Source organism: Olsenella uli (assembly GCF_016899935.1).
Taxonomy (GTDB): domain Bacteria; phylum Actinomycetota; class Coriobacteriia; order Coriobacteriales; family Atopobiaceae; genus Thermophilibacter; species Thermophilibacter uli_B.
Window position 1 is genome coordinate 215,173 of record NZ_JACJJK010000001.1, and the last position, 24,424, is coordinate 239,596.

Genomic DNA, 24,424 nt, shown 5'->3' on the forward strand with positions numbered 1-24,424 from the left:
CCGGACCTCGTTCTCGCTCATGCTCATCGCGCTCCCCCTTTCCCCATCAGACGATGATACCGAAGTCCGGAGAGATGGGGCGCCGGATGCCGGCGAGAAGCTCCTCGGCGGGCGAGCGGAGGGCCCAGGCGCAGAACTCGTCGAAGGCCTCCCGGGAGCGGAGCCCCTCGAGGTAGCAGGCGGACTGCGTGAGCTCCATGCGCTCCGGGGAGGGCGCCATGCTCACCGTGCGGGCCTCCCCCCAGCCCGCGACCGAGCAGAAGCCCAGCTCCGAGAAGATCGAGAGCGCCGTGGCGACCTCGCGCGCGTCGATCGGCGAGATCGAGGCGCGGCTGGTGGCTACCTCGGCGATCGCGGCGTCGTCGAGCGCCACGGGCCCGTCCGCGCGGAAGAGCCGCGTCAGCGTGCGGTAGACGAGCACCAGGTCGTCGCGCGAGGGGGCGGCCGAGGCGAGGATGCGCTGACCGAGCGCCACGTCGCGCGACCCGAAGAGCAGGTGCACCGTGGCGGCGGCCCCATCGCGCCCCGCGCGGCCGCTCATCTGGTTGAACTCCACGCGGCCGAGCGGAAGGCCGTAGAGCACCACGTGGCGGATGCCGGGGAGGTTCACGCCCTCGCCGAAGGCGCTCGTGGAGACGATGCAGGTCAGGTCGTCGCCGCGAAAGGCGCGCTCGACGCGGCCGCGCACCGCGCGGGAGAGCCCCGCGTGATAGAAGGCCGTCCGGGCGGCAAGCTCGGGCACGCGGTGCCGCAGCGTCCGCACGAGCGAGACCGCCTGGTCGCGCGACGGCACGTAGACCACGCACTTCTCGCCCCGGGCGACGACGCTCACGAGCGCGGCCTCGCGGTCGCGCAGGTCGCGCCCATCGTCCACGAGGAGGTTCTCCCGGCTCTCGAGGTCGCAGACCACGTCGTCGCGCGCGATGCCGGCAAGGGCGCAGATGCGCTCCGCCACGTCCGGGGCGGCCGTCGCCGTGACGGCGAGCGTCACCGGGTCGCCGAGGTCGGCGCGGATGGCGGGCAGCTCCAGGTAGGCCCCCCGGGTCCCGGGGGCGGCGAGGCCGGCGTGGTGGGCCTCGTCGATGACGAGGAAGGACACGCGGCCCGAGCGCGCGAAGTCGGCGCGGTGGATGGCGAGAAACTCGGGCGTGGTGAGCACGATGTCGGCGGCGCCGGAGGCCAGAGCGCCGAAGACGCGCTCCCGCTCGGGGCCGGGGGTCTCGCCGGTCAGGACCTCGGCGACCACGCCCGCGCCCGCGAGCTGCTCGCGCAGGTGGAAGGCCTGGTCGGCGACAAGGGCGCGGAGCGGGTACACGAAGACGCTCGCCCGGCCGCGCGCGATCGCCTCGCGGGCGGCGTGGAGGTGGAAGACCAGCGACTTGCCGCGCCCGGTGGCCATGACCGCCAGGCACGAGCGGCCGGCGGCGAGCGTCTCGAGCGCGCGGGCCTGCGCCGGCAGGAGCGGACGGTCGCCGATGAGGTCGCGGCGCAGCGCGTCGGTGAGCCCGGTCTCCCCGAGGCGCGCGAGCTCGGCGCGGCGCTCGTGCGCGACCGGCGCGGGGGGCTCGGCGGCGCCGTCCTTCTCGCCCGGCGCGGGCCCCTCCTCGGGCGCGGCGGCCGTCCCGTCCCCGCCGTCGCGCAGCAGAAGGTCCCTGACCATGAGCTTGGGCTTGGTGCGCCCCTGCCAGGTCTCGTTGACCGCCTCGAAGACCACGTCCACCACGCCGTCCCAAGCGCAGGCCCGCTCGGCGTCCGGCGCGCGGAAGTAGATGGCGGGGACGGAGCTCACGCCGTCGGTGGCAACGAAGCGCAGGTGGGCGCCGTCGGCCCCCACGAGGGCGCGGTTGCGCGTGGTGACGCCCCGGACCGCGAGGAGCGGCCGCTTGTTGCCCTGGCCGAACGGCTGGAGCCGCTCGAGGGCGTCGATTGTCTCGACGGTGAGCTCGGAGAGGGAGACCACGGCCGTGATCTCGCCGACGTCCTCGAACTGCTCGGCGGGGAGCTCCGCGAGGACGCGGGCCAGGCGCGCGCGGAACTCGTCCAGGCGCGACGCCTCGCAGGTGACGCCCACCGCGCCGGCGTGCCCGCCGAAGCGCACGAGCACGTCCGAGCACTGCTCGACGGCGTGGAAGAGGTCGACCGAGCCGACCGAGCGCCCGGAGCCGCGCGCGACGCCGTCCGAGACGGAGAAGACGATCGCGGGGACGTGGTAGCGGTTCACGAGGCGCGAGGCCACGATGCCCTTCACGCCCTCGTGCCAGCCCTCGCCGCCCACGACGACCACGCGCCCGCCGTCGTAGGTGCGCGCCGCCTCGGCCAGCGCCGCCTCGGCGAGCGCCCCCTCCACCTCGCGCCGCTCCGCGTTGACCGCCTCGAGCCGCGCGGCGAGCACGGCGGCCTCGGCCGGGTCATCGGTGAGCAGGAGGTCGAGCGCCACGTCCGTGGAGCCCATGCGGCCGGCGGCGTTGAGGCGCGGGATGAGCGAGAAGGGCAGGTCGTCCGGGCGCACGCAGGAGAGGTCGCAGCCCGCCGCGGCCGCGAGCGCAACGAGGCCCGGGCGCGTGTGGCGGCGCATGCGGGCGACGCCCTCCGCCACGAGCGCGCGGTTCTCGCCCGCGAGCAGCATCATGTCGGAGAGGGTGCCGAGCGCCGCGACGTCGGTGTAGGAGCGCCAGAGCTCGGGCGCGCCGCGGCGGCGGCCGAGCTCGCAGACCAGCTTCAGGGCCACGCCGGCGCCCGCGAGCTCGCGCGAGGAGCAGTCGGGCGAGAGCTTGGGGTCGGTCACCGGCACGCCCTCGGGGACGAGGTCGGCCGGCTCGTGGTGGTCGGTCACGACCACGTCGACGCCGCAGTCGCGCAGCCATGCCACCTCGCCTGCGGCCGCGATGCCGTTGTCCACGGTCACCACGAGGTCGGGGTCGCACGACTCCCGCACGCGCGCGAGCGCCTCGCGGGAGAGCCCGTAGCCCTCGCCGAAGCGGTGCGGGATGAAGGGGTGGACCGTGGCGCCGAGCTCGCGCAGGGCGAGCGTGAGCAGGCAGGTCGACGTCATGCCGTCGACGTCGAAGTCGCCGAAGACGGCGATCGCCTCTCGGGCGTCCAGGGCGCGCTCGAGGCGGTCGGCGGCCTCGGCCATGCCTGGGACGCACAGCGGGTCCGCCCAGGAGGCGTCGAGCGAGGCGTCCAGAAACGCCCGCGCGTCGGCGGGGTCCGCATGGCCGCGCGCGACGAGGACGCGCGCCACCAGCGGCGGGATCTGCAGCTCGGAGGCAAGCGCGCGCTCGGCGGCGGGGTCCGCCGGCAGCACCGTCCAGCGCCGGCTCTCGGCGAGCCCGGCCATGCTAGCGGCCCTCCCCTGCGGAAATGGGTGTGGTCGCGCGCGCGGTCCCGCCCGCGAGCGCGCCGTTCTTCTCGTTTGTCATGTCACGGTCTCTCATGAGGTGGGACGCCCGGCGCCCGTCTGTTGATCGCCTCAGATTGTAGCAGAGAGCCCGGACGCCTCCCCGTCAGTCCCTCGCCGCCGAAAAGTTGTCTAAAAGGGGTCTGACCCCTTTTAGGCACCTACCAGTCCTGGGCGGCGGGCGAGGCCATCCAGTCGTCGAGGAAGGCGGCGTAGGTGCCGGCGAGCACGGCCTCGCGCGCGCGGCGCATGAGGTCGAGCAGGTAGTGGATGTTGTGCTGCGAGATCAGGATGCCGGCGAGCATCTCCTTCTGGCGCACCAGGTGGTGGAGGTAGGCACGGCTGAACCCGCCCGCGCAGGCCGGGCAGGTGCAGGTCTCGTCGATCGGGCGCGGGTCGTGGGCGAAGCGGGCGTGGCGGAAGTTGAGCCGGCCCTCGCTGGAGAACGCCGAGCCCGTGCGGGCCGTGCGCGTGGGCAGCACGCAGTCGAACATGTCCACGCCGCAGGCCACGGCGCGCACGAGCGTGGTGGGGTTGCCCACGCCCATGAGGTAGCGGGGCTTGGAACGCGGCATGTGCTCGGAGACCAGCGGCGCGAGCGTCTCGAACATGGTCTCGTGGTCCTCGCCCACCGAGTAGCCGCCGATGCCGTAGCCCGGGAAGTCGCCGACCTCCTCGAGGTGGCGCAGGGAGCGCAGACGCAGGTCCAGGTGCATGCCGCCCTGGACGATGCCAAAGAGCGCCTGTTCGGGGCGGGTGTGCGCGGCGTAGCAGCGCTCGGCCCAGCGGCTGGAGAGCTCCACGGAGCGCGCGACCTTGGCGCGCGGCGCGGGATAGCCCACGCACTGGTCGAGCTGCATGCAGATGTCGCTCCCCAGCTTCTGGGCGATGGCCATGTTGTCCTCGGGCGTCCAGGAGACCCATTTGCCGTCGTAGTCCACCGCGCGGAAGCGCACGCCGTCGTCGGAGAGCTTGCAGAACTCCTCGTGGGAGAAGACCTGGAAGCCGCCCGAGTCCGTGAGGATGGGGCCGTCCCAGCGCATGAAGGCGTGCAGGCCGCCCATCTCGGCCACGAGGTCCGCGCCGGGGCGCATGGAGAGGTGGTAGGTGTTGGCGAGCAGGATCTTGGTGCCGAGCTCGCGCAGGGTGGACGGCATGAGGCCCTTGACCGTGGCCTTGGTGCCCACCGGCATGAAGATGGGCGTGGGGACGTCGCCGTGGGGAGTGTGGAGGACGCCCGCGCGCGCATGGGTGGCGGGGTCCTCGGCGACGATGTCATAGGTGAAGAGGCTCTGGTCCATGTTGTCTCCGCTCGTGGGGTCGGCCGGCGAGAAGGACCGTGAGGTCCGGCGCTCAAACAGCTTGCCGCACGGGACGCGGCAAGAACTCGCGGCGGGCCACGCGGTCCTTCTCGCCGGCCTGCGTGTCCGTGGGCACGGCACCCCATCGTACACAAAACGGCCCGGCACCGCAGGGCGCCGGGCCGTACCGAGTCTCGGTTGTGAGTGCGACTACTCGCCGAAGCCGGAGTCGATGAGGGCGATGAGGGCGTCGAGGGCGGCCTGCTCGTCCTCGCCGTCGCACGCGATCTCGACCTTGGTGCCGGTGCCAAGGCCGGCGGCCAGAATCATCATGATGGACTTGGCGTTGACGGGAGCGGAGTCCTTGTCGACGTTCTTGATGGTGACGTTGCACTGGTACTTCTTGGCCTCGGTCACGAAGACGGACGCGGGACGGGCGTGAAGGCCGGTGGCGTTGATGATGCTCGTCTGCTTAGAAACCATGCGTAGACTTCCTTTCCAGATTCCCAACAACCGGAAGGCCAGCGGGCCTCCCTGTAAACGCGGTCTATCCTAGCAAACATGCGCAATCTCGGCGATGAGGATGCCGCCGAGTATGCAAAGTCGGGGGCTGAACGGATTTATCGGCGGGATGAGCGCGCGCTTGCTGCACAATGAAGGGGATTGCGAAACGCCGGGCGAGAGGAGCCGCGATGTCGGACGAGAAGGACCGCGGGGCCGCGGAGGAGCCGGGACGCGCCGAGGACCGCGGCGCTGACGTCCTCGACGCGGCACGGGGCGCCGCGTCCGGCGCCGCCGAGACGCTCAGGAGCGGGATCTCCGCCGTCCGCGACGTGCACGCCGCAGCGAAGCGCCACTCCGCCGCGCGCGCTCGTCTCAAGGAGCTCACCGCCGCGCTCGAGGCCGACGAGGCCACCCTCGCCCGTCGCGAGGAGGTCGAGGCCGGCTACGACGACATCGTCTCCGTGCAGCGCTCCGTCATCGCGGACGCGCTCGGCGAGATCTCCCGCCAGCAGGCGACCGTCGAGCGCCTTGAGGCGGAGGCCGCCTCCCTCGACGGCCAGCTCTCCGAGATGCGCGCCGAGCACGAGCGCGAGCTGCGCCCCTACAAGCAGATCATGGAGACCGCGCGCGGGCGCTCCGAGGAGGCCAACCGCGCGGTCGGCGAGGCCAAGCGCGCCGTGCGGAGCGCCGAGGGCCAGGTGAAGGACGCCACGGAGCGCCGCGAGCAGTCCATCGCCTCCGCCAACCGCGCCGTCGACGCCTCACAGACCCGCCTGCGCAAGGTGCAGGACGAGCTGAAGCGCGCCCAGAGCGGCCACGCCGACGCCGCGGCCGTGCGCCAGCTCCACGATGAGGTCACGACCGAGCTCGCCCATGTGGAGTCCGCGCGCGGCGAGGTGAGCGTCGTCACGCGGGAGGCCCAGGCGTCGGTCGACGCGGCGCAGACCCACCTGTGGACCCAGAAGCAGTCCCTCGAGGAGGCCCAGCGCGAGGCTGACGAGGCGAAGCGCGAGTACGAGGAGCGCAAGGGCGAGTACGACGCCCTCCTGTCGAAGGCCCAGGGCGCGGAGAAGGAGCTCGAGGACCGCATCGCCGCGCTGCGGGAGGATGCCGAGGACGCCAAGGCCGCCCACGACGAGGCGGCGGAGCGCCACGACGCGGCGCGGGTCCTGCTCGACGAGGCCGAGAACGTGCACGCCACGCCCGAGGAGACCGTGCGCCTGCGGCGCAGCATCGCCCAGCAGCGCGCCGCGGTGACGGAGCAGCAGGCATCGGTCGACTCGCTCGCCGAGGGCGAGCGCAGCCTGCGCACGCGGACCCGGGGCGCCCGCCTCGCGCTGCTCGGCGCCGTGGTGGGCGCGGTGGCGCTCGTCGTGGTGATCGTCGTGCTGGTGCTGACCGCGCGATAGGTCCCCGCGTGCCGGCGGCCGCGCCCGGCTGGCCGCCCTACTCGATCAGCATCGCGTCGCCGAAGGAGAGGAAGCGGTAGCGCTCCTCGATGGCCGCGTGGTAGGCGGCCATGATCTGGTCGCGCGTCGCGAAGGCCGAGACGAGCATCATGAGCGTGGAGCGGGGCACGTGGAAGTTCGTGATCATGGCGTCGACCACGTGGAAGCTCGACCCCGGCATGAGGTAGAGGTTCGTCGTGGCGTTCTCGCGCGCGACGATGTCGCCGGTTCCGGCAGCCGCCTCGAAGCGGAGCGCGGACACAGGCGGCTCGCTCGGCGCGGCGCCGGCCTCCCACGCGCTCTCGAGCGAGCGCACCGAGGTGGTACCAACGGCGATCACACGGTGGCCGGCGGCCTTGGTCGCGTGCACGGCGTCGACGACCTCCTGCGACACGTGGTAGCGCTCGGTGTGCATCACGTGCTGGGTCGGGTCGTCCTCGGTGACCAGGCGGAAGGTGTCGATGCCCACCTCGAGCTCGACGGTCGCCCAGCCCACGCCCTTCTCGCGAATCCGCTCGATGAGCTCGGGCGTGAAGTGGAGGCCGGCCGTGGGCGCCGCCGCGGAGTGCTCCTCCGTCATGGCGTAGACGGTCTGGTACTTCTCTGGGTCGCCCTCGTACTGGGTGATGTAGGGCGGCAGCGGCACGTGGCCGGCGGCGTGAATCGCCTCGTCCAGGGTGCGCGGCGAGCCGTCGTCCTTCTCGCCCACCGGCGAGAAGCGCACCAGCCGGCCGCCCTTGCTGCCCTCGACGAAGTCCATGATCTCGCCCGTGAGCACCACGGGCGCGGACTCCGGCGCGTGGAGGCCGCCCGCGCGGTACTCGATCACGATGCCCGGCTGGCGCAGGCGCTTGCCGGGGTTGACCAGGCACTCCCAGACGCCGCCGAGCGGGTCCACGTCCTCGCGGCGCTTGAGCAGCAGCGTCTCGCAGACGCCGCCGGTGCCGCGCTTGTGCCCGACGAGGCGCGCCGGCATGACGCGCGTCCGGTTGGCCACGAGCAGGTCGCCGGGCTCCAGGTAGTCCACGATGTCCGTGAAGCGGCGGTGCTCGACGGAGCCGTCCTCGCGGTGCAGCACGAGCAGGCGGCAGGAGTCGCGCGGCTCGGCCGGGGCCTGGGCGATGAGCTCGTCGGGCAGCGGGTAGTCAAAGTCGTCGGTGCGCATGGGTCCTCCTCGGTTTTCCAGCGCACTACGATAGCACCGCTGCGGGACGTCTGGCGAGAAGGTCCGGCGCTCGGACAGCCTCGCGCGCACAGGACGCGCGCTGCGGAACTCGCGGCGGACCTTCTCGCCAGACCCCTGCGACGGCCTGCTGCCATAAATCCCGGGTAGCGCGCGCCAAAACGCCGCCTACGGTACGCGCTAGCCGGAAAACGTGTCCGAATAACCACGAATCCCGACTAGCGCACGGCGAGAAGAGCGCGCTACCAGGAATTCCTGGTAGCGCGTGCAGCCCCGGACCGTCCCGTTCTTCGCGCCTAGCGCCAGAGCCCCTTGCGGTTGAAGATCCACGCCGCCGCGAGGCAGCCGACCACGGCCAGAAGCAGCGGGAAGCCCCAGCTGTCCAGCAGCGGGACGCCGTCGAAGGGCAGGTCCACGTTCATGCCGTAGAAGCCGAAGACGATGTTGGGGATCGCCATCACAATCGTGATGACCGAGAGCAGCTTCATCACGATGTTGAGGTTGTTGGAGATGATGCTCGCGAACGCGTCCATCGTGCCGGAGAGCGTGTTGGAGTAGATGGTGGCCATCTCGATGGCCTGGCGCACCTCGACGAGCACGTCGTCGAGCAGGTCCTGGTCGTCCTCGTAGAGCGGGATGATGCGGCCCTGCGCGATCTTGTTGAGCGTCACCTCGTCGGACTTGAGCGAGGTGGAGAAGTACACGAGCGACTTCTCCAGGTTGAGCATCTGGATGAGCTCCTCGTTGCGCACGGAGGCGTGGAGGCGCGTCTCGGTGTTGGACGAGAGGCGGTCGATGCGCCGTAGGTAGACGAGGTAGAGCTGGGAGATGTGCAGGAGCATCTGCAGCAGGAAGCGGGTGCGCAGGCGCGTGTCCACGTTGCGGACGCGGCCGCTCGCCATGTCGCTCACGACCTCGTTCTCGAGCAGGCTGATCGTGACGAAGAGGCCCCGCTCGGGGAGAAAGACCATCGAGAGCGGCATGGTGTCGTACTGCAGCGGGCTCTGCGGGCGGACGCCCGCACCGTCCTCGCCGACGACCGGGTAGTCCACGATGACGAAGATCTGGTGCGCGTCCTCGTCGTAGTCGATGCGGGAGGTCTCCTCGTCGTCGAGGGCGGAGCCCACGAACTCCGGCAGCACGCCGAGCTCGCGCTCGAGCCAGGCGCGCTCCTCGGCCGTGGGTGCGACGGCGTTGACCCAGCAGCCGGGACTGGGCTCCGCGACCTTCTCGATGGTTCCGTTCTCGCCGGTCAGCAGACACTGGATCATGTTCTCACCGTCCTTTTCGTCTCGGTTTGGGACCACCACGATAGAGCAGCGGCGACGCGCGCGGGCGAGAGGACCCGTGGTCTTGCCAAAACCCTTACACCTGAAGGGCGCCTGAACGCGCCGCGGCCTTGGCGGCCTTGCGCGCGTCGCGGGCGGCGTGGCGCTCGAGAGCGGCCTCGGCGGCGGAGAAGCGGCAGCCGCAGTAGTTCTGGCGGTACATGCCCAGCTCGCGGGACTCGCGCGTGGCCTCGGGGTAGTACGGGCGGAAGTCGCGCCAGACCGGCGTGAGGCCGTGGGCCGCGGCCGTGGCGGAAAGGATCTCACCGCAGGCGTCGAAGAGCTGGTACGGGGAGACCGCGAGCGTCGTGGAGACGTGGACGAAGCCGCGCTCGCGCGCGACGCGGCACGCCTCGGCCAGGCGCAGAGCGTAGCAGGCCCGGCAGCGCCGCTCGCGGTCAAAGCCCGCCGGCGCGACGGCGGCCTCCCACGCCGCACGGTCGTCGCCGGCCACGATTACGTCCACGTGGGCCACCTCGTCCGCCCAGGCGCGCAGCGTGTCCAGGCGGCGCCGCCACTCGGGGACCGGCTGGATGTTGGGGTTGGTCCAGCAGATCGTGGGCTCGAAGCCCTCCGCGCGCAGCAGGCGCAGCGGCTCGAGCGAGCACGGCCCACAGCACGCGTGGAGCAGAAGCGGCGTGCGCTCCCCCGTCCCGCTCATCGTCCGGCCCCCGAGACGTCCGTCGCAAAGTCGGCGAGGATCGCCGCCGCCGAGCGCGTCATCTCGCGCGAGAAGCCCGAGTTCCACTTGCGCTCGCAGAACGCGCGCGCCCAGTCGGCGAGCTCGCGGCTCGCGGGGGCCTTGGGACGCAGGTCCTCGAGCAGGCGCGCGCCGTCGCGCTCCTCGTAGCGGTTCTCGAAGACGACGTCTTCCAGCGGCAGCCGCGCCGGCTTCGTGCGGCGGCGCTGCCCCTCGGTGGGATGCCCGATCACGAGCATCACGGCCGGCACCACGTGGCGCGGGCACCCCAGGATGCGCGCCTGGTCCTCGCGCCGCTCCAGGATGTCGCCGATGTAGCACGAGCCCAGGCCCAGGCTCTCGGCGGCGACCACGGCGTTCTGCGCGGCGATCGCCGTGTCCTCGAGCGCGAGCAGGAAGTCCCCCACGCCCGGCTCGCGCGCCTCCGCGCCAGCGGCGAGAAACGCCTCGTGCCAGCGGAGCACGTCCGCGCAGAACACGAGCACGAGCGGCGCGGCGGCAATGAAGGGCTGGTTGTCGCAGGTGACGGCGAGCTCGTCCTTCTCGGCCTGGTCGCGCACCACGATGATGGAGTAGAGCTGCTGGTTGCCCGCCGTGGGCGCCTGGCACGCGGCCTCCAGGATGGCCCGCTCGTCGTCGGCGCTCACGGGCTCGTCGGTGTAGGCGCGCACGGAGCGGCGGGCGTGCAGCTGGGCGATGGTCTCGTTCATGCGACCTCCTCGCGGTCGGAGAGCAGGGTGATGCCGGTATTTGTGTCGCGAACGTGGGAGCAGGCGCGTTCGCGGAGGGCGGTCGCGGCCATGAGCAGGTCGCCGGCGCATCCCGAGAGGTGGATGCCGGCGAGCAGGACCGCGAGCACCGGGCGGGCGGCGGCAAGCGCGCCGACGAGCAGCGCGCCGCTCACCAGCACCGCCGGCGCCAGCAGTACGGCGACCATGCGAGCGCGCGCCAGCACGGCGCCGTCCGTCCTGGTGTAGAGAAAGGCGTCCTGGAAGCCAAAGCTCACCCGGCAGCCGGGACAGAGCAGCTTGAAGCCCGCCGCGTGCACGAGCTCGTGAACGGGCAGCGCGACGAGCGAGCCCGCCGCCAGCGCAAGCCACCACCAGACGTCGATCCTCTCGCCTCCCAGCGCGAGGCCGAGCAGGACGGCGAGCAGGACCGTCGCGCCGAGCAGCGCAAACGACAGCCGCGCCACGCACCGCTGCAGCGCGGCGGCCCCCAGGATGTCTATGTCCTCGATCACGTGCATGTCCCGATTGTATCCGCATGGCGGGCGGCGCGGGAGCGTCCGGAAATCGGCGGGGCTGTCACGCAGGGTTCTAGGAAGGGCCGACCTTGTTCCGGGGGCTTCCGGGAATCGGCGGGGTTGTTCCGCAGGGTTCTAGGAAGGGCCGACCTTGTTCCGGGGGCTTCCGGGAATCGGCGGGGTTGTTCCGAGGGTCTCCGAGAATCGCCAGGCTTGTACCGGATGTGTCCGCAAATCCGCGTTCTTGTCGCGCGTAACCGCGTCTTTTGAGCCCACCGGGTGTGCACGGTCCCCGTTTCTTAGAAGCCGCCGGGACAAGGTCGGCCTTTTCCGGAAACGCGCACGCCCCGAGCGGGCGCGGGCGAGAAGTGCGAGAATGGGAGGGCTGTACCCAGACACGAAGGAGCACCCATGCCCGAGACCTCCTCTCGCCCGAGCTTCCCTCGCCGCGCGGTCATCACCGGCGGCATGCCCTACGGCAACAAGAACCTGCACTTCGGCCACATCGGCGGCGTCTTTGTCCCGGCCGACTTCTTCGCGCGCTTCCTGCGCGACCGCATCGGACCCGAGAACGTGATCTTTGTCTCCGGCACGGACTGCTACGGCTCGCCCATCGCCGAGGGCTACCGCAAGAAGGTCGAGACCGAGGGCTACACCGGCACGATCGTCGACTACGTGCGCGCCAACCACGAGAGCCAGAAGGCCGCGCTGGACGCCTACGGCATCTCGCTCGACCTCTTCGCGGGCTCGGGCCTGGAGCCTGCGGCCCCCGTCCACGCCCAGCTGACCGACGAGCTCATCCGCCGCCTCCACGAGCGCGGCTACCTGCACAAGCGCTCCACGCGCCAGTTCTTTGACGTGGAGGCCGGCACCTTCCTCAACGGCCGCCAGGTCCAGGGCCGCTGCCCGGTGCGCGGCTGCAAGTCCGAGAAGGCCTACGCCGACGAGTGCGACCTCGGCCACCAGTTTGACCCCGAGGAGCTGATCGCGCCCGTCTCGCAGGTCACCGGCACCACCCCCGAGCTGCGGCCGGTTGACAACTGGTACTTTGACCTGCCGGCCTTCCGCCACGAGCTCGAGCGCCTCATGGACGAGTGGGACGCCGACCCACAGGTCCGCGCCGTCGTGACCAAGACCGTGCGCGAGAGCCTCGTGGACCCCGTGATCTACATTCAGACCAAGTTCCGCGAGGCCTACGACGCGGTGGCCGACCAGCTCCCCGCCCACACGCTCGCGGAGGCCGAAAAGGGCCAGCAGTCCTTCTCGCTCACCTTTGCCGGCTGGGAGGAGCGCGACGAGGCGCGCGAGAAGCTCGAGGCGGCCGGCGTGCGCTTCCGCACCGGCAAGTGCCTGCTGCCGTTCCGCATCACCGGCAACATCGACTGGGGCGTGCCCGCGCCGGACCTGGAGGGCACGAGCGGCCTCACGGTCTGGTGCTGGCCGGAGAGCCTGTGGGCGCCGATCTCCTTCACGCAGACGGTGCTGGGCCTCGCCGAGGACGGCCGCTACTCCAGCCGCGACTGGCACGACTGGTGGTGCAGCGAGGACGCCCGCGTCTACCAGTTCATCGGCCAGGACAACATCTACTTCTACTGTGTGGCGCAGCCGGCCATGTGGGAGGCGCTCGGCTGGAACCTCACGCAGGACATCCCCGTGGCCAACTACCACATCCTGTTCATGAACAAGAAGGCCTCGAGCTCCGGCAAGATCGTCCCGCCGATGGCCGCCGAGCTGCTGGACGCCTACACGCCCGAGCAGCTGCGCGCGCACTGGCTCTCGCTCGGCCTGGACCAGAAGGCCGTGTCCTTCAACCCCAAGGCCTTTGACACCTCCGTCTCCCACAAGGACAAGGCGACCGGCGAGGACGTGCTTGTCCGCGACGACCCGCGCGTGGTTGACCCCGCCCTCAAGGAGAGCGCCTTCCTCACCAACATCTTCAACCGCCTGGCCCGCAGCTGCTTCTACGGCGCGGCCAACGTCTGCGACGCGCACCTGCCGGCTACGGCGCCGAGCGCGGAGGCCGTCTCCGCGGCGCGCGAGGCAACGCTGGCCTTCGAGCGGCGCGCCTACGAGTTCGACGCCCACGGCGCGCTCGCGGTGGCCGAGGAGTTCACCCGCGCGGCCAACAAGCGCTGGGACGACGCCTCCAAGGCCGCTCGCGGCGACGACGCCGCCTACGAGGCCGCGCTGGCCGACGCCTTCTGCGCGCTGCGCACGGCGGCGCTGCTCATGCACCCGGCCGTGCCCTTTGGGTGCGAGAAGATCTGCGAGCACATGGGCTTCTCGCCGGAGCTGTTCTTTAGCTGGGAGCACGCCTTCGACGGCCCGGCCGAACTGGCGGCCGCCTGCGGCGAGACCCCGGAGAGCCACAAGATCGTGCCGCTCCCCCCGCGCTACGACTTCTTCGAGAAGCACCCGTCGCAGCTCAAGAAGTAGCCAGTCGAGAAGAACCTTTGGGCAGGGCTTGCGGAACGAGAAGGTCCGCCGCGAGTTCTTGCCGCGTTCTTTGCGGCAAGCTGTCCGAGCGCCGGACCTTCTCGCCCCGCAAGCCCGTTCGATTGACCTTCGGCGAAGGGATTCACCCATGACCGTCACGCCGCCGCCGGTGCACGTTCCGCGCCCGTACGCCCTCCCGCAGACCGCGCTCGCCGCGCGCGTGGAGGTGCCCACGGCCGACGGCGCCACGATCGTGGCCTGGACCTACGCGCCCGCCGGGGTCGTCGACGAGCCGGGCACGCCGTTTGGCCTCGGCCTGGCCGTGCCGCCGGTCCTCATGCTGCACGGCAACGGCGAGGAGCACGGTATCTTTGGCCCCGTGATCGACGCCGTCTGCGCGAGCGGGCGCGCCGTCATCGCCGTTGACTCCCGCGCGCAGGGCCAGAGCACGCGCGGCACGGCCCCGCTCTCGTACGAGCTCATGGCCGCCGACGCCCGCGAGGTCTGCTCGCGCCTCGGCGTGCCACAGGTCCACGTCCTCGGCTTCTCCGACGGCGGCATCCTGGGCCTCCTCCTCGCCCGCGACTGGGGCGAGCACGTGCTCTCCGTGACCGCGCTCGGCGCCAACCTCACGCCGGCGGGCCTCCCCAAGGAGGACACGGACTGGATGGCCTACGCCGCCGCCGAGAACCGCCGCTGGGCCGAGGAGGGCGAGGAGGGCGTCACGCTCGAGGACGGCACGCCGGTGCCCTCCCCCGCCGAGTCCGCCCGCATCGCGGAGCTCCTGCAGCTCATGGTCGAGCAGCCGCAGATCGAGGCGGCCTCGCTCGCGCGCATCTCCTGCCCCGTGACCGTCATGGTCGGCGAGTTCGACGAGATCCTGCCCGAGGAGACCGACCGCATCGTGGCCGCCATCCCAGGCGCGACCAAGGTCGTGGAGCCCGGCGTGGACCACAACCTCCCCAAGATGGCGCCGGCCGCCGTGGCGCGCGAGCTTCTCGCCGCGATTGGGCGCAACGACGTGCGCCACGAGGGGCGCGCCGACGTGCCGGCCGACGTCGCCGTGGTACGCCTGCCCGTCTCGGGCCTCTGGGCCGAGAAGCTCGACGAGCTGTACGTCAACGTCTGCGCCGCCGGCGGCACCTGCGGCTGGGTCCCCGAGGTCTGGCCGCCCGCCGGCATGGCGCGCGGGCTCCTCGCGGCGGGCTCCTACTGGGGCGCCTTCGACGCCGCGGCCGTCCGTGACGGCGCGCCCCGCGAGGACGCCGTTCTTCTCGGCGCCGTGGCGATGGACGCGGACGCGGACATGGGTGACGGCACGGCCCCCGGCCACGGCTCCGGCACGGGCGGCCCCGACTGGGAGGACCTGCCCGCGTGCGCGGTGCGGGGGCTCCACCTGCTCGCCGTGAACCCGGCGGCGCGCGGCCGCCACGTCTCCGTCGCCCTGCTCGACGCCGCGGCGCACGAGGCGCGCGCCGAGGGCGCCCGCGCGGTCCGGCTCAACACCTCGGTCCAGAGCGTCGAGGCCAACGCGATGTACACGCGCTGCGGCTTCACGCGCCACCGCCCGATCTGGCTCCCCTACCCCGAGCTGCCGATGCCCGGCTGGACCAACCTCTGGGAGCTGCGCCTCGACGCCTAGGCGCAAAGGGCGCCGGCCCCGCAGGGAGGCCGGCGCCGGAAACGGGCGCACGCGGAGTCGCTACGCGTGCGGGACCTCGACCGTGACGTCGCCCACCGTCACGCTCACGATGTCCTCGACGTTCACGATCCGGTCGAACGTGTCGCCCTTCGTGACGTGGCCCTCGTCGCCGTAGCCGCCGGACAGCGTGGCGTCAAAGCTCGTCCCGTCCGCAAAGTTCACGACGACGGGCAGGTTGAACTGCGGGGAGTCAAAGTCGGAGTCCGGCGTGCCCTCCAGGTCGTAGGAGATCACGACGCCGAGCGGCGAGACGGAGAGCTCCGTCACCGTGACCGTGGCGCCCTCGTAGTCGACCGTCTGGCCGGAGGGCAGCTCGATCGCGGAGCTCTCGTAGTCGAGCGGCACGTCCAGCTCCCACGTGCCCGTCGCGAGCGGCTCGCCCGTGGGCTTGAGCGTCTCGGGGTCGAGCACCCAGAGGTCGACGAACTTCACGTGCGCGCTCGTCCCCGAAAGTCCGCCCGCGGTCTGCGCCCAGCACTGCTGGACGTACTGCACGCTCGGGTCGTCCGGGTCGGCGTCGTAGAAGTACGCGCCCACGCCGCCGCCGATCGCCCCCTCGTTCTCCGGGATCGCTATGTTGGAGAAGTCGAGAAGGACCGTCCCCTCGCCGCGCGGCACGTCCGCAAAGAGCGTCGGGTCGTCGGGCGTCAGGCTGTAGACGATCACGTAGTGCGTGTCGTCGCCGAGCACGGCGTCGGCCGTGACGGTCACGCCTCCCGCCGTCGCGCTCGCGCCCGCCGGCTGCGCGGCGCGCCCGATGGTCTCGGTCTGCGCCGACCCCGCGCCGAACACGTCGGTGATGAGCTCGCCCGCAGCGGACAGCGCACCGGTGGCGTAGGCCGTCGCCACGCCGACGCCGAGCGCCAGGACCACCCCCGCCGCCACCGCCGCGCGCGGCGCCCAGCGCGCCCGGCGCGGCGCGGAGGCGCCGAGCATCCCCCTGACCAGCTCGTCCTTCTCGCCCGGCGAGAAAGACAGGTCGTCGAGCTCCGTGCGGTACTCGTCAAACGTCTCCCTCATCGCAACCATCCCCCTTCAAGAGCTCCCTCAGCTTCGCGCGGCCGCGGCTCAGGCGCGCGGCGGCCGCGTCCTCGCCGCAGCCGCACGTCCGAGCGATGTCCTGGATCGAGTAGTTCTCGTAGTAGCGGAGGAAGATGGCCTCGCGGTAGACGAGCGGCAGGCGCATCACCGCGCGCAGGACGCGCGCCGTGGCCGCAAGCTCGTCGGCCGGCTCGCCCGCCGCAGGCTCCGGCACCTCGTCGAGCCCGAGCGTGGGGCGGGAGGACCGCCGGCGCAGCAGGTCGCGGCAGAGGTTGGCGGTCACGCGGACCACCCAGGCCCGCTCGTGCTCGGCGCTCTCGAAGGGCTCGTCGCGACGCACCAGCCGCAGCAGCACCTCCTGGCAGACGTCCTCGGCGTCCGCGCGCGAGCCCAGATAGGTGTAGGCCACACGCAGGATCAGGTCGGCGTAGGTCCCGACCAGGCGCTCCGCCCGCCGTCGCTCGCGCATCGCACACCTCCCGTCCTTCTCCCTCTACCTACGATACGCACGGGGAGGCAAAACCTGACAGCGGGAGACGCCGCGTCGGCGAATTAACGTACAGAATCAAGCACAGCTTTCTATATCCGCAGTTGGAAATAACGTACTTGTACGATTTAGTACGTTATTCGGCGGGAGCACGGCGGAACGACGGGCGAGAAGAACGCCCTCCCGCTACGCGCGCGGGAACGTCACGGTGATCGTGGTGCCCTTGTCGACCTCACTCTCCAGGGTGAGCGTGGCGCCGTGGTAGGCGGCCGCGTGCTTGACGATCGCGAGGCCCAGGCCCGTGCCGCCCATGTCGCGGCTGCGCCCCTTGTCCACGCGGTAGAAGCGCTCGAAGACCTTGTCCTGCGACGCCTCGGGGATGCCGATGCCGGTGTCGGACACGCGCAGCCGCGCGCCGCCTCCCTCGCCCGGCAGCACCCAGACGAAGACCTTGCCGCCCGGCCGGTTGTAGCGGATCGCGTTGTCGCAGAGGTTGCTCACGAGCTCGTCGAGCAGGCGCGGATTGCCCCGCACAATCATGGACACGCCCTCGACGGAGAGGTCCACCTGCGCCCGCTCGGCCTTGGGGGCCAGGCGGTCGGCCACGTCGCGCGCGACGGCGAGCAGGTTCACGCTCTCGGACGGGCCGAAGAGCTCGCGCGCGCCCTCGCCCGCGCGCTCGGCCTCGTCGAGCTTGGAGAGGGTCAGGATGTCGCTCACCAGGCTCGAGAGCCGGCGCGCGTCGTCGTAGATGCGCCCCGCGAAGCCCGGCACGTCCTCAGGTCGGGCGATGCCGTCGCGGATGAGCTCGGCGGCGCCGGAGATGGAGGCAATCGGCGTCTTGAGCTCGTGCGTCACGTTGGCGGTGAACTCCCGGCGCAGGTCGGCGGCGTCCTGGATCTGGCTCATGCGGTGCACGAGCGCCTCGTGCTGCTCGTTCAGCCGGTTCACGAGCGGGTCGAGCTCCACGTAGGGGGCCACCCCGTCGCCCGACGACGGGTCAATCTCCAGGATAGGCCGGACAAAGCGGCGCGAGAGCCAGCGCGAGACGAGCCAGCTCACCCCCACCAAAAGCGCCGCCAGCGCGACGAGAAGGACGAGGTCCTGGAAAAGGAACGCCACCACGCCGGCCCGGTCCACCGACAGGCGCACCACCTGGCCGGAGTCGAGCCGCTCCGCCTCGTAGAGGCTCATGTAGCCCGCAGTGTCGCTCGCGCGCTCCGACGAGCCCGTGCCGTCAGCGAGCGCGGCGAGCACCTCAGGACGGTCGGCGTGGCTCTCCAGCTCGGAGGCGTCCGCCAGGCTGTCGAAGGTCACCGTGCCGTCGGGGTCGATCAGCGTCGCGCGGACGTCGCCGAGGTCGAGCGCGGCGAGCGCGGCGGCGTCGTCGTCCGCGCCGTCGAGCAACGAGGCCAGCATACGGCACTCGCCGGCGAGCTGCTCGTGCTCGTCGGCGAGAAAGGCGCTCTGATAGATGAGGGAGGCGGCCACCGTCACGACGATGGCGACGCACGCGCAGGCCGCGACGAACGCCATGAACATGCGGTGCGAGAGTGACCCCTTGGCCCCGGGCTGTCTGACCACGCCGTCCCCCTACCCCCGGATGCGATACCCCACGCCGCGCACGGTCTCGATCAGGTCGGACGATGCGCCGAGCTTGGCGCGGATCTGCTGGACGTGCACGTCCACGGTGCGCGAACCGCCGTCGAAGTCCCAGCCCCACACGCGCTGGAGCAGCGTCTCCCGTGAGAAGACCACGCCCGGGGAGCGCATGAGGAATTCCATCAGGTCGAACTCGCGCATCGTGAGCTGGACCTCGCGACCCCCCACGCTGACCTCGCGACGCTCGGGCCAGAGCGTGACGTCGCCACAGGTGAGCGACGTGGGCTGCTCGGTCGTCGCGGCGCCGCGCCCGGCGCGGCGCAGAAGCGCGCGCGTGCGGCTCACGACCTCCATCATGCCGAAGGGCTTGGAGAGGTAGTCGTCCGCGCCGCCGTCGAGCGCGCGCACGGTGTCGAGCTCGGTGTCCTTCGCGGTGAGCATCATGACGGGCACGTTCTTGAGACCGGGGGTGCGGCGCAGACGGGCCAGGATCTCCAGCCCGTCCGCGTCGGGGAGCATGATGTCGAGAAGGACGGCGTCGGGGGTGCGCTCCGCGCAGGCGCGACGGAACTCGGCGTCGTCGGCACAGCCCCGGGCCTCGATGCCGCCCTGGCCGAGCGCGTAAACCGTGAGCTCCCGGATGTTCTTGTCGTCCTCGACGTAGTAGACCAACGCTTCCCTCTCCCGTCTCGTTGTCGTCTCTCCCAGCCTATCCTAGCGCTCGGCGCGCTGCTGGCTCGCCTTCTCGGCCACCACGTGCTCGCCGGTGACGCGGAAGATCGCCCACGCACCCACGCGCTTGGCGAGGTCGCCGATGCGCTCGAAGTACTTGGCCACCATCAGCAGCTCGGGGAGGTACTGAGCGGAGGACTTGCCGTCGCGGATGAGCCCCACGAGCTTCTTCTCGACCTCATCATAGAGCTCGTTGACGCGGTTGTCCTCCTCGACGACCTTCTGGGCGCCCTCGACGTCGGCGGCGGCGAAGGCGGCGCCGGCCTGCTCGACCATCGAGGCGGCGCACTCGGACATCTCGGTGAACTCGGCGGAGAGCTTCTTGGAGGCCTTGTCCGGGATCTCCTCCACGAGGAAGGCGATGTCGCGCGTCATGCCGTCGATGTGCGTGAGGTCGGAGACGATGCGGAAGGCGCCGGAGACGAAGCGCAGGTCCTCGCCGATGAGCGGCTGCTGGAGCAGCATCACGTCGAGGCAGTTCTCCTCGATCGCGTTGCGCAGGCGGTCCTCGTTCTTGCGGCCGGACATGACGCCCTCGGCGGCGCCCTTGTCACCGGTGGCGGCGAGCCCGGAGGCGCGCACGTCGGCGGCGCACTTCTCGGTGAGGCGCCTCAGGTACTCCTCGATGTCGTCGAGCTGCTTGGTGAACTTGGAGCGGGTTGCTGCGGACATTAGCTGAACCTCCCTGATAGGTATTCCTGGGTGCGCTTCTCGCGCGGGTTGGCGAAGAACTCGCGGGTGGGCGCCTCCTCGACGAGCTCGCCGAGGTAGAAGAAGACGGTCTTGTCGGCCACGCGGGCGGCCTGCTGCATGTTGTGGGTCACGACGACCACGGTGTGGTCCTCCGAGAGCTCGCTCATGAGCTCCTCCACCATGCTCGTGGAGATGGGGTCGAGCGCGGAGGTGGGCTCGTCCATGAGCAGGATCTCCGGGTCGGTGGCGAGGGCGCGGGCGATGCAGAGGCGCTGCTGCTGGCCACCGGAGAGGCCCAGGCCGCTCTTGTCGAGGCTGTCCTTGACCTCGTCCCAGAGCGCCGCGCGCGTGAGGCAGCGCTCGAGAATCTCGTCGGCCTCGCCCTTGGAGAGGCGGCCCATGCGACGGGGCCCGTAGAGGACGTTCTCGCGGATGCTCATCGGGAACGGGTTGGGGTGCTGGAAGACCATGCCCACGTAGACGCGCAGAGCGTTGGCGTCCATCTGGAAGATGTCGCGCCCGTCGAACTCGATCGTGCCCTCGGTGCGCACGGACTCCACGAAGTCGCACATCCGGTTGAACGTGCGCAGCAGCGTGGACTTGCCGCAGCCGGACGGGCCGATGAAGGCCGTGGCGCGGTTGCGCGGAATCTCCAGGTTGATCTTCTTGAGCGCCTGGAAGTCCCCGTACCACAGGTCGAAGTCGCGCACGCTGATCGCGGTCTCGGCGCTGTCCAGGGAGCGATAGACGCCCTCGTTAAGCTGTGTGTCCATGTTCCTCCCTAGCCGAAGCGGCCCGTCAGGTAGTCGACGAGGCGCTGGTCGTGCGGATCCGAGAAGATCTGCTGCGTGGTGCCCGTCTCGATCATGTCGCCCACGTAGAAGAAGGCGGTGCGGTCCGAGACGCGCGTAGCCTGCTCCATATTGTGCGTGACGATGATCTGGCAGAGGCCCGTGTCGCAGAGCGACCGGATGGTCTCCTCGATCGTGAAGGTCGAGATGGGGTCGAGGGCCGAGCACGGCTCGTCGTAGAGCACCACGTCCGGCTTCATCGCCAGGGTGCGCGCGATGCAGAGGCGCTGCTGCTGGCCACCGGAGAGGGCGTGGGCGGACTGCTTGAGCTTGTCCTTGACCTCGTCCCAGAGCGCCGCCTGCCTGAGCGACGTCTCGACGAGCTCGTCCTCCTCGTCCTTGCCGTGGAGGCGCCCGTGCTTCTTGGGCGCGAAGAGGATGTTCTCGCGGATGGACTTGCGGAAGGGCGTCGGCTGCTGGAAGACCATGCCGATGGACTTGCGCAGCTCGAAGAGGTTCTCCTTGGGCGTGTTGATGTCGTGCCCGTGGTAGAAGATCTTGCCGCCGATCGCGCAGCGCGGAATCTCGCGGTTCATGAGGTTCAGGCAGCGCAGGAACGTGGACTTGCCGCAGCCCGAGGGGCCGATGAGCGCCGTGACCTCGCCGGCCTCGAAGTCGAGCGAGGTGGCGTGGAGGGCCTCGTGCGTGAGGTCGTAGGTGACCGTCACGTCCTGGGTTCGGATCAGCGGGACGTCCTTCTCGGGCGCGGCCGTGGCCTGGGTGGTGGTGTCGGTCATTCGGCGGTCAGCCTCCTCGAGAGGAACTTGCCGAGCAGGCGGGCAAGGATGTTGAACAGAAGCACGCAGACGAGCAGGATCGTGGCCGTGCCCCAGACGATCTCCGTGGAGCCGTCCGTGGGCTCGGAGGTGAGGCGCCAGATGTAGACGGCGAGCGAGCAGGCCGGACGGAAGATGTTGAAGGGGTTCGTGGGGCTCAGGAAGTTCACGGAGCCGAAGTTCAGGCGCGCGGGCGCGGAGCCGGCGGTGAAGATCAGCGCCGCCGCCTCGCCGAAGACGCGGCCCGCCGAGAGCACGATGCCGGTGACGATCGCGGGCATGGCGGCCGGCAGCAGCACGTTGACCGTGGTCTCCCAGCGCGTAAGGCCCATCGCGAGCGCTGCGTCACGCTGGCTGCGTGGCACGTCCTCGAGCGCCTGCTGGATCGTGCGGACGAGGATGGGGATGTTGAACATCGTGAGGGCGCAGGCGCCGGCGATGATCGAGATGCCCCAGCCGAGCGTCACCACGAAGAACAGCGAGCCGAACATGCCGACGACGATCGAGGGCAGACTCGAGAGCGTCTCGATGGCGGTCTTGGCGGCGGAGGTCACCCAGTTGTCCGGCGCGTACTCCACAAGGAAGATCGCCGCGCCGAGCGAGATGGGCACCGAGATGACGAGCGTCACGAGCAGCAGGTAGAAGGAGTCCCACAGCTGGTAGAGGATGCCCGGCATGACCTTGCTGTTGTAGGGGTTGGTGAGGAACCCGGGCGTGAGCGCGCGGCCGGCGCCGCGTCCGACGATGTAGGCGATGATCGCGACGACGAGCAGGATGACCAGGCCCACGATCACGGTGAGGATGCCCGTCGCGATCTTGTCCTGACGGTCGATGCGCGCGACGTGGGCGTCCAGGGAGCGATTAGCCATTCGCCTTCGCCCCCTTCCGTCCGATGAGGTGGATGATCATGATGAAAATGAGGGACATGACGAGAAGGAGCAGGCCGAGCGTCCACAGGGCGTGGTAGTACTCGGAGCCCGAGACCGCATTGGAGAGGCCGGCCGTGAGCGCAGCCGTGAGCGTGGAGGCCGGGTCAAGAAGTCCGGTGGGCATGGAGCGCTCGACGCCGCCGATGACCATCTGGACGGCGAGCGTCTCGCCGAAGGCGCGCGTCATGCCGAGGATGACCGCAGTCATCAGCGACGGCGTGGCGCTCTTGAGCACCACGTGCCAGGTGGTCTGCCAGCGCGTGCAGCCGAGGGCGTAGGAACCCTCGCGGTACTGGTTGGGCACCGCACGCAGGGCGTCCATCGAGAGCGTGGTGATCGTCGGCAGAATCATGATGGCGAGCACGATCGAGCCGGAGAGGATGCCCGCGCCGGTGGCCGCAGCGTCGCCGAAGATGGCCTTGATGAGGGAGTTGATCACATAGAGGCCGAGGACGCCGTAGACGACCGACGGGATGCCCACGAGCAGCTCGATCACCGGCTGGAAGACGCGACGACCAAAGCCGGGCGCGACCTCCACGACGAAGATGGCCGAGCCGATCGCGATGGGCAGGGCGAAGACGGTCGAGAGCAGGGTGACCGCGAAGGATCCCACGATCATGGGCAGCGCGCCGTAGCGCTCCTGCTCGGGAATCCAGTTCTGGCCGGTGAAGAAGGCGATCGGGTCCATGCCGTCGACGAAGAACGTGGAGAGGCCCTGCTGGGCCACCATGAAGATCAGCGTGACGACGACGAGGGCGACAAGGGCGACGCAGAAGCCCGTGATGCCCAGGCCTATGTTCTCGAGCCTCCGCTTGGGCATGAGATGTGCCATGTGGGAGAGCCTTTCTCGTCAGGGGGCGGCGGCGCCCCCGCGCATGGGGGGCGCCGCCGACAGGGGAACTGAGGTCTTTCGCCTAGGCGACCGGGGTGACGTTGCCCTCGGCGTCCTTCTGGACCTTCATGTCGCCCATGGGGATGAAGCCCTCCTCCACCACGGTGGAAGCAAAGTCCTCGGAGAGCATGAACTCGATGAAGGCCTTGGTCACAGGAGCGGTGGCCTCGTCCTCGTCGGAGCGGGTGTACATGTGCTCGTAGGCCCAGATGTTGAAGTCGCCGGACTCGACGTTCTCCTGGGTCGGATCGATACCGTCAACGGAGAGGGCCTTGATGCCGTCGGACTCCATGTAGTTGAAGGCGACGTAGGAAATGGAGCCCTCGGTCGCGGCGACCTGCTCGACGACGGTGCCCGAGGAGTCGACCTCGGCGACCGGGCGGAAGCTATCCGGGGCGGTCTCGCCGGCGAGGACGGCGTTCTCGAAGGTGGCGCGGGTGCCCGAGCCGGCCTCGCGCTGGATGACCTGGATGGCACCCGCGGTGCCGCCCACCTCGGACCAGTCGGTGATCTGGCCGAGGAAGATGCCCTTGAGCTGGTCGGTGGTGATGTCGTCAACGTCGACGTTGGCGTTCACGATCGGGCCCATGCCGACGATGCAGACCTGGTTGTCGACGAGGTTCTCGAGCTGGTCGGCCTCGAGCTTCTCCTCGGCGAAGACGTCGGAGCGGCCGATCTGGACGGAGCCCTCGGCGACCTGCGAGAGGCCCTGGCCGGAACCGCCGGCGGAGATGGCGATGGAGACGTCCCCATTGGCCTCCATGAAGGCATCGGCGGCCTTCTCGACGAGCGGCTGGAAGGAGGTGGCGCCGGAGCAGGAGATGGAGCCGGCGAGCGCGGCGTCCGCGGAGCCGGCGCCCTCGTCGCCCTCGGCGGCGGGCTGCTGGGTGCCACCGCAGGCGGCGAGGCCGGCGACGGCGGCGACGCCACCGGCGATGCCAACGAACTGACGACGCGTGAGATCAAGCTTGGACATGAATAATCCTTTCCCGTGGATGTGGCCGACGCCCGTGGGCCCCGACCGGTTCAGCGAGAATCCTAGGAGCGCGTCGCGTCCTTTTCGGCCGTATTTCCGATGCATTACGGCGGCCTGACCGTCCCTTACATTTGGCTTACAGAGGACCTTACAAACGGCGCGCGATTGTAAGGCCGCCGTTCGCCGGCTCTTCTCAC

General features: G+C 70.5%; 21 protein-coding genes. 3 read left to right on the forward strand and 18 right to left on the reverse strand.

Going from position 1 to position 24,424, the window contains the following annotated elements; all coding sequences use genetic code 11:
• Nucleotides 1-46: 46 nt before the first annotated feature.
• From recJ to H6A07_RS01010, 3 genes are all read right to left on the reverse strand, one after another.
• On the reverse strand, nucleotides 47-3,340 hold the full coding sequence (gene recJ / locus H6A07_RS01000) for a single-stranded-DNA-specific exonuclease RecJ (RefSeq protein ID WP_204812465.1): 3,294 nt from the start codon (nucleotides 3,338-3,340) through the stop codon (nucleotides 47-49).
• A gap of 221 nt (nucleotides 3,341-3,561) precedes the next feature.
• Nucleotides 3,562-4,701, reverse strand: a complete 1,140-nt coding sequence (tgt, locus tag H6A07_RS01005; protein ID WP_204812467.1) for a tRNA guanosine(34) transglycosylase Tgt — start codon at nucleotides 4,699-4,701, stop codon at nucleotides 3,562-3,564.
• A gap of 210 nt (nucleotides 4,702-4,911) precedes the next feature.
• Entirely contained in the window at nucleotides 4,912-5,184 is a 273-nt protein-coding gene (locus H6A07_RS01010) for an HPr family phosphocarrier protein (protein ID WP_087224934.1), read from the reverse strand.
• Between the two features lie 209 nt (nucleotides 5,185-5,393).
• Between H6A07_RS01010 and H6A07_RS01015 the strand changes: the two genes are divergently transcribed.
• Nucleotides 5,394-6,614: a hypothetical protein gene (locus tag H6A07_RS01015; RefSeq protein WP_204812469.1), complete on the forward strand. Its 1,221-nt coding sequence runs from the start codon at nucleotides 5,394-5,396 to the stop codon at nucleotides 6,612-6,614.
• A 37-nt stretch (nucleotides 6,615-6,651) separates the two neighbouring features.
• Here H6A07_RS01015 and queA read toward each other — a convergent pair whose 3' ends face one another.
• The 5 genes from queA to H6A07_RS01040 all read right to left on the reverse strand — a co-directional run bounded on the left by queA (nucleotide 6,652) and on the right by H6A07_RS01040 (nucleotide 11,107).
• Nucleotides 6,652-7,818 carry a tRNA preQ1(34) S-adenosylmethionine ribosyltransferase-isomerase QueA gene (queA, locus tag H6A07_RS01020; RefSeq protein ID WP_204812470.1) on the reverse strand — a complete coding sequence of 389 codons (1,167 nt, stop codon included), beginning with the start codon at nucleotides 7,816-7,818 and terminating at the stop codon, nucleotides 6,652-6,654.
• A gap of 314 nt (nucleotides 7,819-8,132) precedes the next feature.
• Nucleotides 8,133-9,107 (reverse strand): magnesium transporter CorA family protein, encoded by a 975-nt coding sequence (locus tag H6A07_RS01025; protein WP_204812471.1) that lies wholly within the window; start codon nucleotides 9,105-9,107, stop codon nucleotides 8,133-8,135.
• Between the two features lie 94 nt (nucleotides 9,108-9,201).
• Nucleotides 9,202-9,825: an epoxyqueuosine reductase QueH gene (locus H6A07_RS01030; RefSeq protein ID WP_204812472.1), complete on the reverse strand. Its 624-nt coding sequence runs from the start codon at nucleotides 9,823-9,825 to the stop codon at nucleotides 9,202-9,204.
• Entirely contained in the window at nucleotides 9,822-10,574 is a 753-nt protein-coding gene (locus H6A07_RS01035) for a nitroreductase family protein (protein ID WP_204812473.1), read from the reverse strand. Before H6A07_RS01035 ends, H6A07_RS01030 begins: the two co-directional genes overlap by 4 nt.
• The gene (locus H6A07_RS01040) at nucleotides 10,571-11,107 is read right to left on the reverse strand and encodes a metalloprotease family protein (RefSeq protein WP_204812474.1); all 537 of its coding nucleotides are present in this window, start codon (nucleotides 11,105-11,107) and stop codon (nucleotides 10,571-10,573) included. The genes H6A07_RS01035 and H6A07_RS01040 overlap by 4 nt, the downstream gene beginning before the upstream one ends.
• Before the next feature lie 414 nt (nucleotides 11,108-11,521).
• Between H6A07_RS01040 and H6A07_RS01045 the strand changes: the two genes are divergently transcribed.
• Nucleotides 11,522-13,546: a class I tRNA ligase family protein gene (locus H6A07_RS01045; RefSeq protein ID WP_204812475.1), complete on the forward strand. Its 2,025-nt coding sequence runs from the start codon at nucleotides 11,522-11,524 to the stop codon at nucleotides 13,544-13,546.
• A gap of 148 nt (nucleotides 13,547-13,694) precedes the next feature.
• A complete protein-coding gene (locus H6A07_RS01050) occupies nucleotides 13,695-15,188 on the forward strand; it encodes an alpha/beta fold hydrolase (protein ID WP_204812476.1) in 1,494 nt (497 codons plus the stop codon).
• 60 nt (nucleotides 15,189-15,248) lie between these two features.
• Here H6A07_RS01050 and H6A07_RS01055 read toward each other — a convergent pair whose 3' ends face one another.
• The 10 genes from H6A07_RS01055 to H6A07_RS01100 form a co-directional block, all read right to left on the reverse strand.
• The gene (locus tag H6A07_RS01055; protein ID WP_204812478.1) at nucleotides 15,249-16,268 is read right to left on the reverse strand and encodes a DUF4179 domain-containing protein; all 1,020 of its coding nucleotides are present in this window, start codon (nucleotides 16,266-16,268) and stop codon (nucleotides 15,249-15,251) included.
• On the reverse strand, nucleotides 16,252-16,758 hold the full coding sequence (locus H6A07_RS01060) for an RNA polymerase sigma factor (protein ID WP_204812480.1): 507 nt from the start codon (nucleotides 16,756-16,758) through the stop codon (nucleotides 16,252-16,254). Before H6A07_RS01060 ends, H6A07_RS01055 begins: the two co-directional genes overlap by 17 nt.
• Nucleotides 16,759-16,962: 204 nt before the next feature.
• Nucleotides 16,963-18,360 carry an ATP-binding protein gene (locus H6A07_RS10350; protein ID WP_204812482.1) on the reverse strand — a complete coding sequence of 466 codons (1,398 nt, stop codon included), beginning with the start codon at nucleotides 18,358-18,360 and terminating at the stop codon, nucleotides 16,963-16,965.
• 9 nt (nucleotides 18,361-18,369) lie between these two features.
• Complete coding sequence (locus tag H6A07_RS01070) at nucleotides 18,370-19,050, reverse strand: response regulator transcription factor (RefSeq protein WP_204812484.1); 681 nt, start codon at nucleotides 19,048-19,050, stop codon at nucleotides 18,370-18,372.
• Nucleotides 19,051-19,092: 42 nt separating this feature from the next.
• Nucleotides 19,093-19,782, reverse strand: coding sequence for a phosphate signaling complex PhoU family protein (locus H6A07_RS01075; protein ID WP_204812486.1), 690 nt, complete (start codon nucleotides 19,780-19,782; stop codon nucleotides 19,093-19,095).
• Nucleotides 19,782-20,576 (reverse strand): phosphate ABC transporter ATP-binding protein PstB, encoded by a 795-nt coding sequence (gene pstB, locus H6A07_RS01080; protein WP_204812488.1) that lies wholly within the window; start codon nucleotides 20,574-20,576, stop codon nucleotides 19,782-19,784. The genes H6A07_RS01075 and pstB overlap by 1 nt, the downstream gene beginning before the upstream one ends.
• An 8-nt stretch (nucleotides 20,577-20,584) precedes the next feature.
• On the reverse strand, nucleotides 20,585-21,391 hold the full coding sequence (locus tag H6A07_RS01085) for a phosphate ABC transporter ATP-binding protein (RefSeq protein WP_204812490.1): 807 nt from the start codon (nucleotides 21,389-21,391) through the stop codon (nucleotides 20,585-20,587).
• Nucleotides 21,388-22,299, reverse strand: a complete 912-nt coding sequence (gene pstA, locus H6A07_RS01090) for a phosphate ABC transporter permease PstA (protein WP_204812492.1) — start codon at nucleotides 22,297-22,299, stop codon at nucleotides 21,388-21,390. Before pstA ends, H6A07_RS01085 begins: the two co-directional genes overlap by 4 nt.
• Nucleotides 22,292-23,191, reverse strand: a complete 900-nt coding sequence (pstC, locus tag H6A07_RS01095) for a phosphate ABC transporter permease subunit PstC (protein WP_204812494.1) — start codon at nucleotides 23,189-23,191, stop codon at nucleotides 22,292-22,294. The genes pstA and pstC overlap by 8 nt, the downstream gene beginning before the upstream one ends.
• A gap of 82 nt (nucleotides 23,192-23,273) precedes the next feature.
• Nucleotides 23,274-24,227: a phosphate ABC transporter substrate-binding protein gene (locus H6A07_RS01100; protein ID WP_204812496.1), complete on the reverse strand. Its 954-nt coding sequence runs from the start codon at nucleotides 24,225-24,227 to the stop codon at nucleotides 23,274-23,276.
• Nucleotides 24,228-24,424 lie beyond the last annotated feature (197 nt).

What these genes read in the sequence shown, in the direction of transcription:
- recJ (WP_204812465.1), bottom strand. Translation starts at nt 3,340, where the DNA reads ATGGCCGGGCTCGCCGAGAGCCGGCGCTGGACGGTGCTGCCGGCGGAC.
- tgt (WP_204812467.1), bottom strand. Translation starts at nt 4,701, where the DNA reads ATGGACCAGAGCCTCTTCACCTATGACATCGTCGCCGAGGACCCCGCC.
- H6A07_RS01010 (WP_087224934.1), bottom strand. Translation starts at nt 5,184, where the DNA reads ATGGTTTCTAAGCAGACGAGCATCATCAACGCCACCGGCCTTCACGCC.
- H6A07_RS01015 (WP_204812469.1), top strand. Translation starts at nt 5,394, where the DNA reads ATGTCGGACGAGAAGGACCGCGGGGCCGCGGAGGAGCCGGGACGCGCC.
- queA (WP_204812470.1), bottom strand. Translation starts at nt 7,818, where the DNA reads ATGCGCACCGACGACTTTGACTACCCGCTGCCCGACGAGCTCATCGCC.
- H6A07_RS01025 (WP_204812471.1), bottom strand. Translation starts at nt 9,107, where the DNA reads ATGATCCAGTGTCTGCTGACCGGCGAGAACGGAACCATCGAGAAGGTC.
- H6A07_RS01030 (WP_204812472.1), bottom strand. Translation starts at nt 9,825, where the DNA reads ATGAGCGGGACGGGGGAGCGCACGCCGCTTCTGCTCCACGCGTGCTGT.
- H6A07_RS01035 (WP_204812473.1), bottom strand. Translation starts at nt 10,574, where the DNA reads ATGAACGAGACCATCGCCCAGCTGCACGCCCGCCGCTCCGTGCGCGCC.
- H6A07_RS01045 (WP_204812475.1), top strand. Translation starts at nt 11,522, where the DNA reads ATGCCCGAGACCTCCTCTCGCCCGAGCTTCCCTCGCCGCGCGGTCATC.
- H6A07_RS01050 (WP_204812476.1), top strand. Translation starts at nt 13,695, where the DNA reads ATGACCGTCACGCCGCCGCCGGTGCACGTTCCGCGCCCGTACGCCCTC.
- H6A07_RS01055 (WP_204812478.1), bottom strand. Translation starts at nt 16,268, where the DNA reads ATGAGGGAGACGTTTGACGAGTACCGCACGGAGCTCGACGACCTGTCT.
- H6A07_RS01060 (WP_204812480.1), bottom strand. Translation starts at nt 16,758, where the DNA reads ATGCGCGAGCGACGGCGGGCGGAGCGCCTGGTCGGGACCTACGCCGAC.
- H6A07_RS01075 (WP_204812486.1), bottom strand. Translation starts at nt 19,782, where the DNA reads ATGTCCGCAGCAACCCGCTCCAAGTTCACCAAGCAGCTCGACGACATC.
- pstB (WP_204812488.1), bottom strand. Translation starts at nt 20,576, where the DNA reads ATGGACACACAGCTTAACGAGGGCGTCTATCGCTCCCTGGACAGCGCC.
- H6A07_RS01085 (WP_204812490.1), bottom strand. Translation starts at nt 21,391, where the DNA reads ATGACCGACACCACCACCCAGGCCACGGCCGCGCCCGAGAAGGACGTC.
- pstA (WP_204812492.1), bottom strand. Translation starts at nt 22,299, where the DNA reads ATGGCTAATCGCTCCCTGGACGCCCACGTCGCGCGCATCGACCGTCAG.
- pstC (WP_204812494.1), bottom strand. Translation starts at nt 23,191, where the DNA reads ATGGCACATCTCATGCCCAAGCGGAGGCTCGAGAACATAGGCCTGGGC.
- H6A07_RS01100 (WP_204812496.1), bottom strand. Translation starts at nt 24,227, where the DNA reads ATGTCCAAGCTTGATCTCACGCGTCGTCAGTTCGTTGGCATCGCCGGT.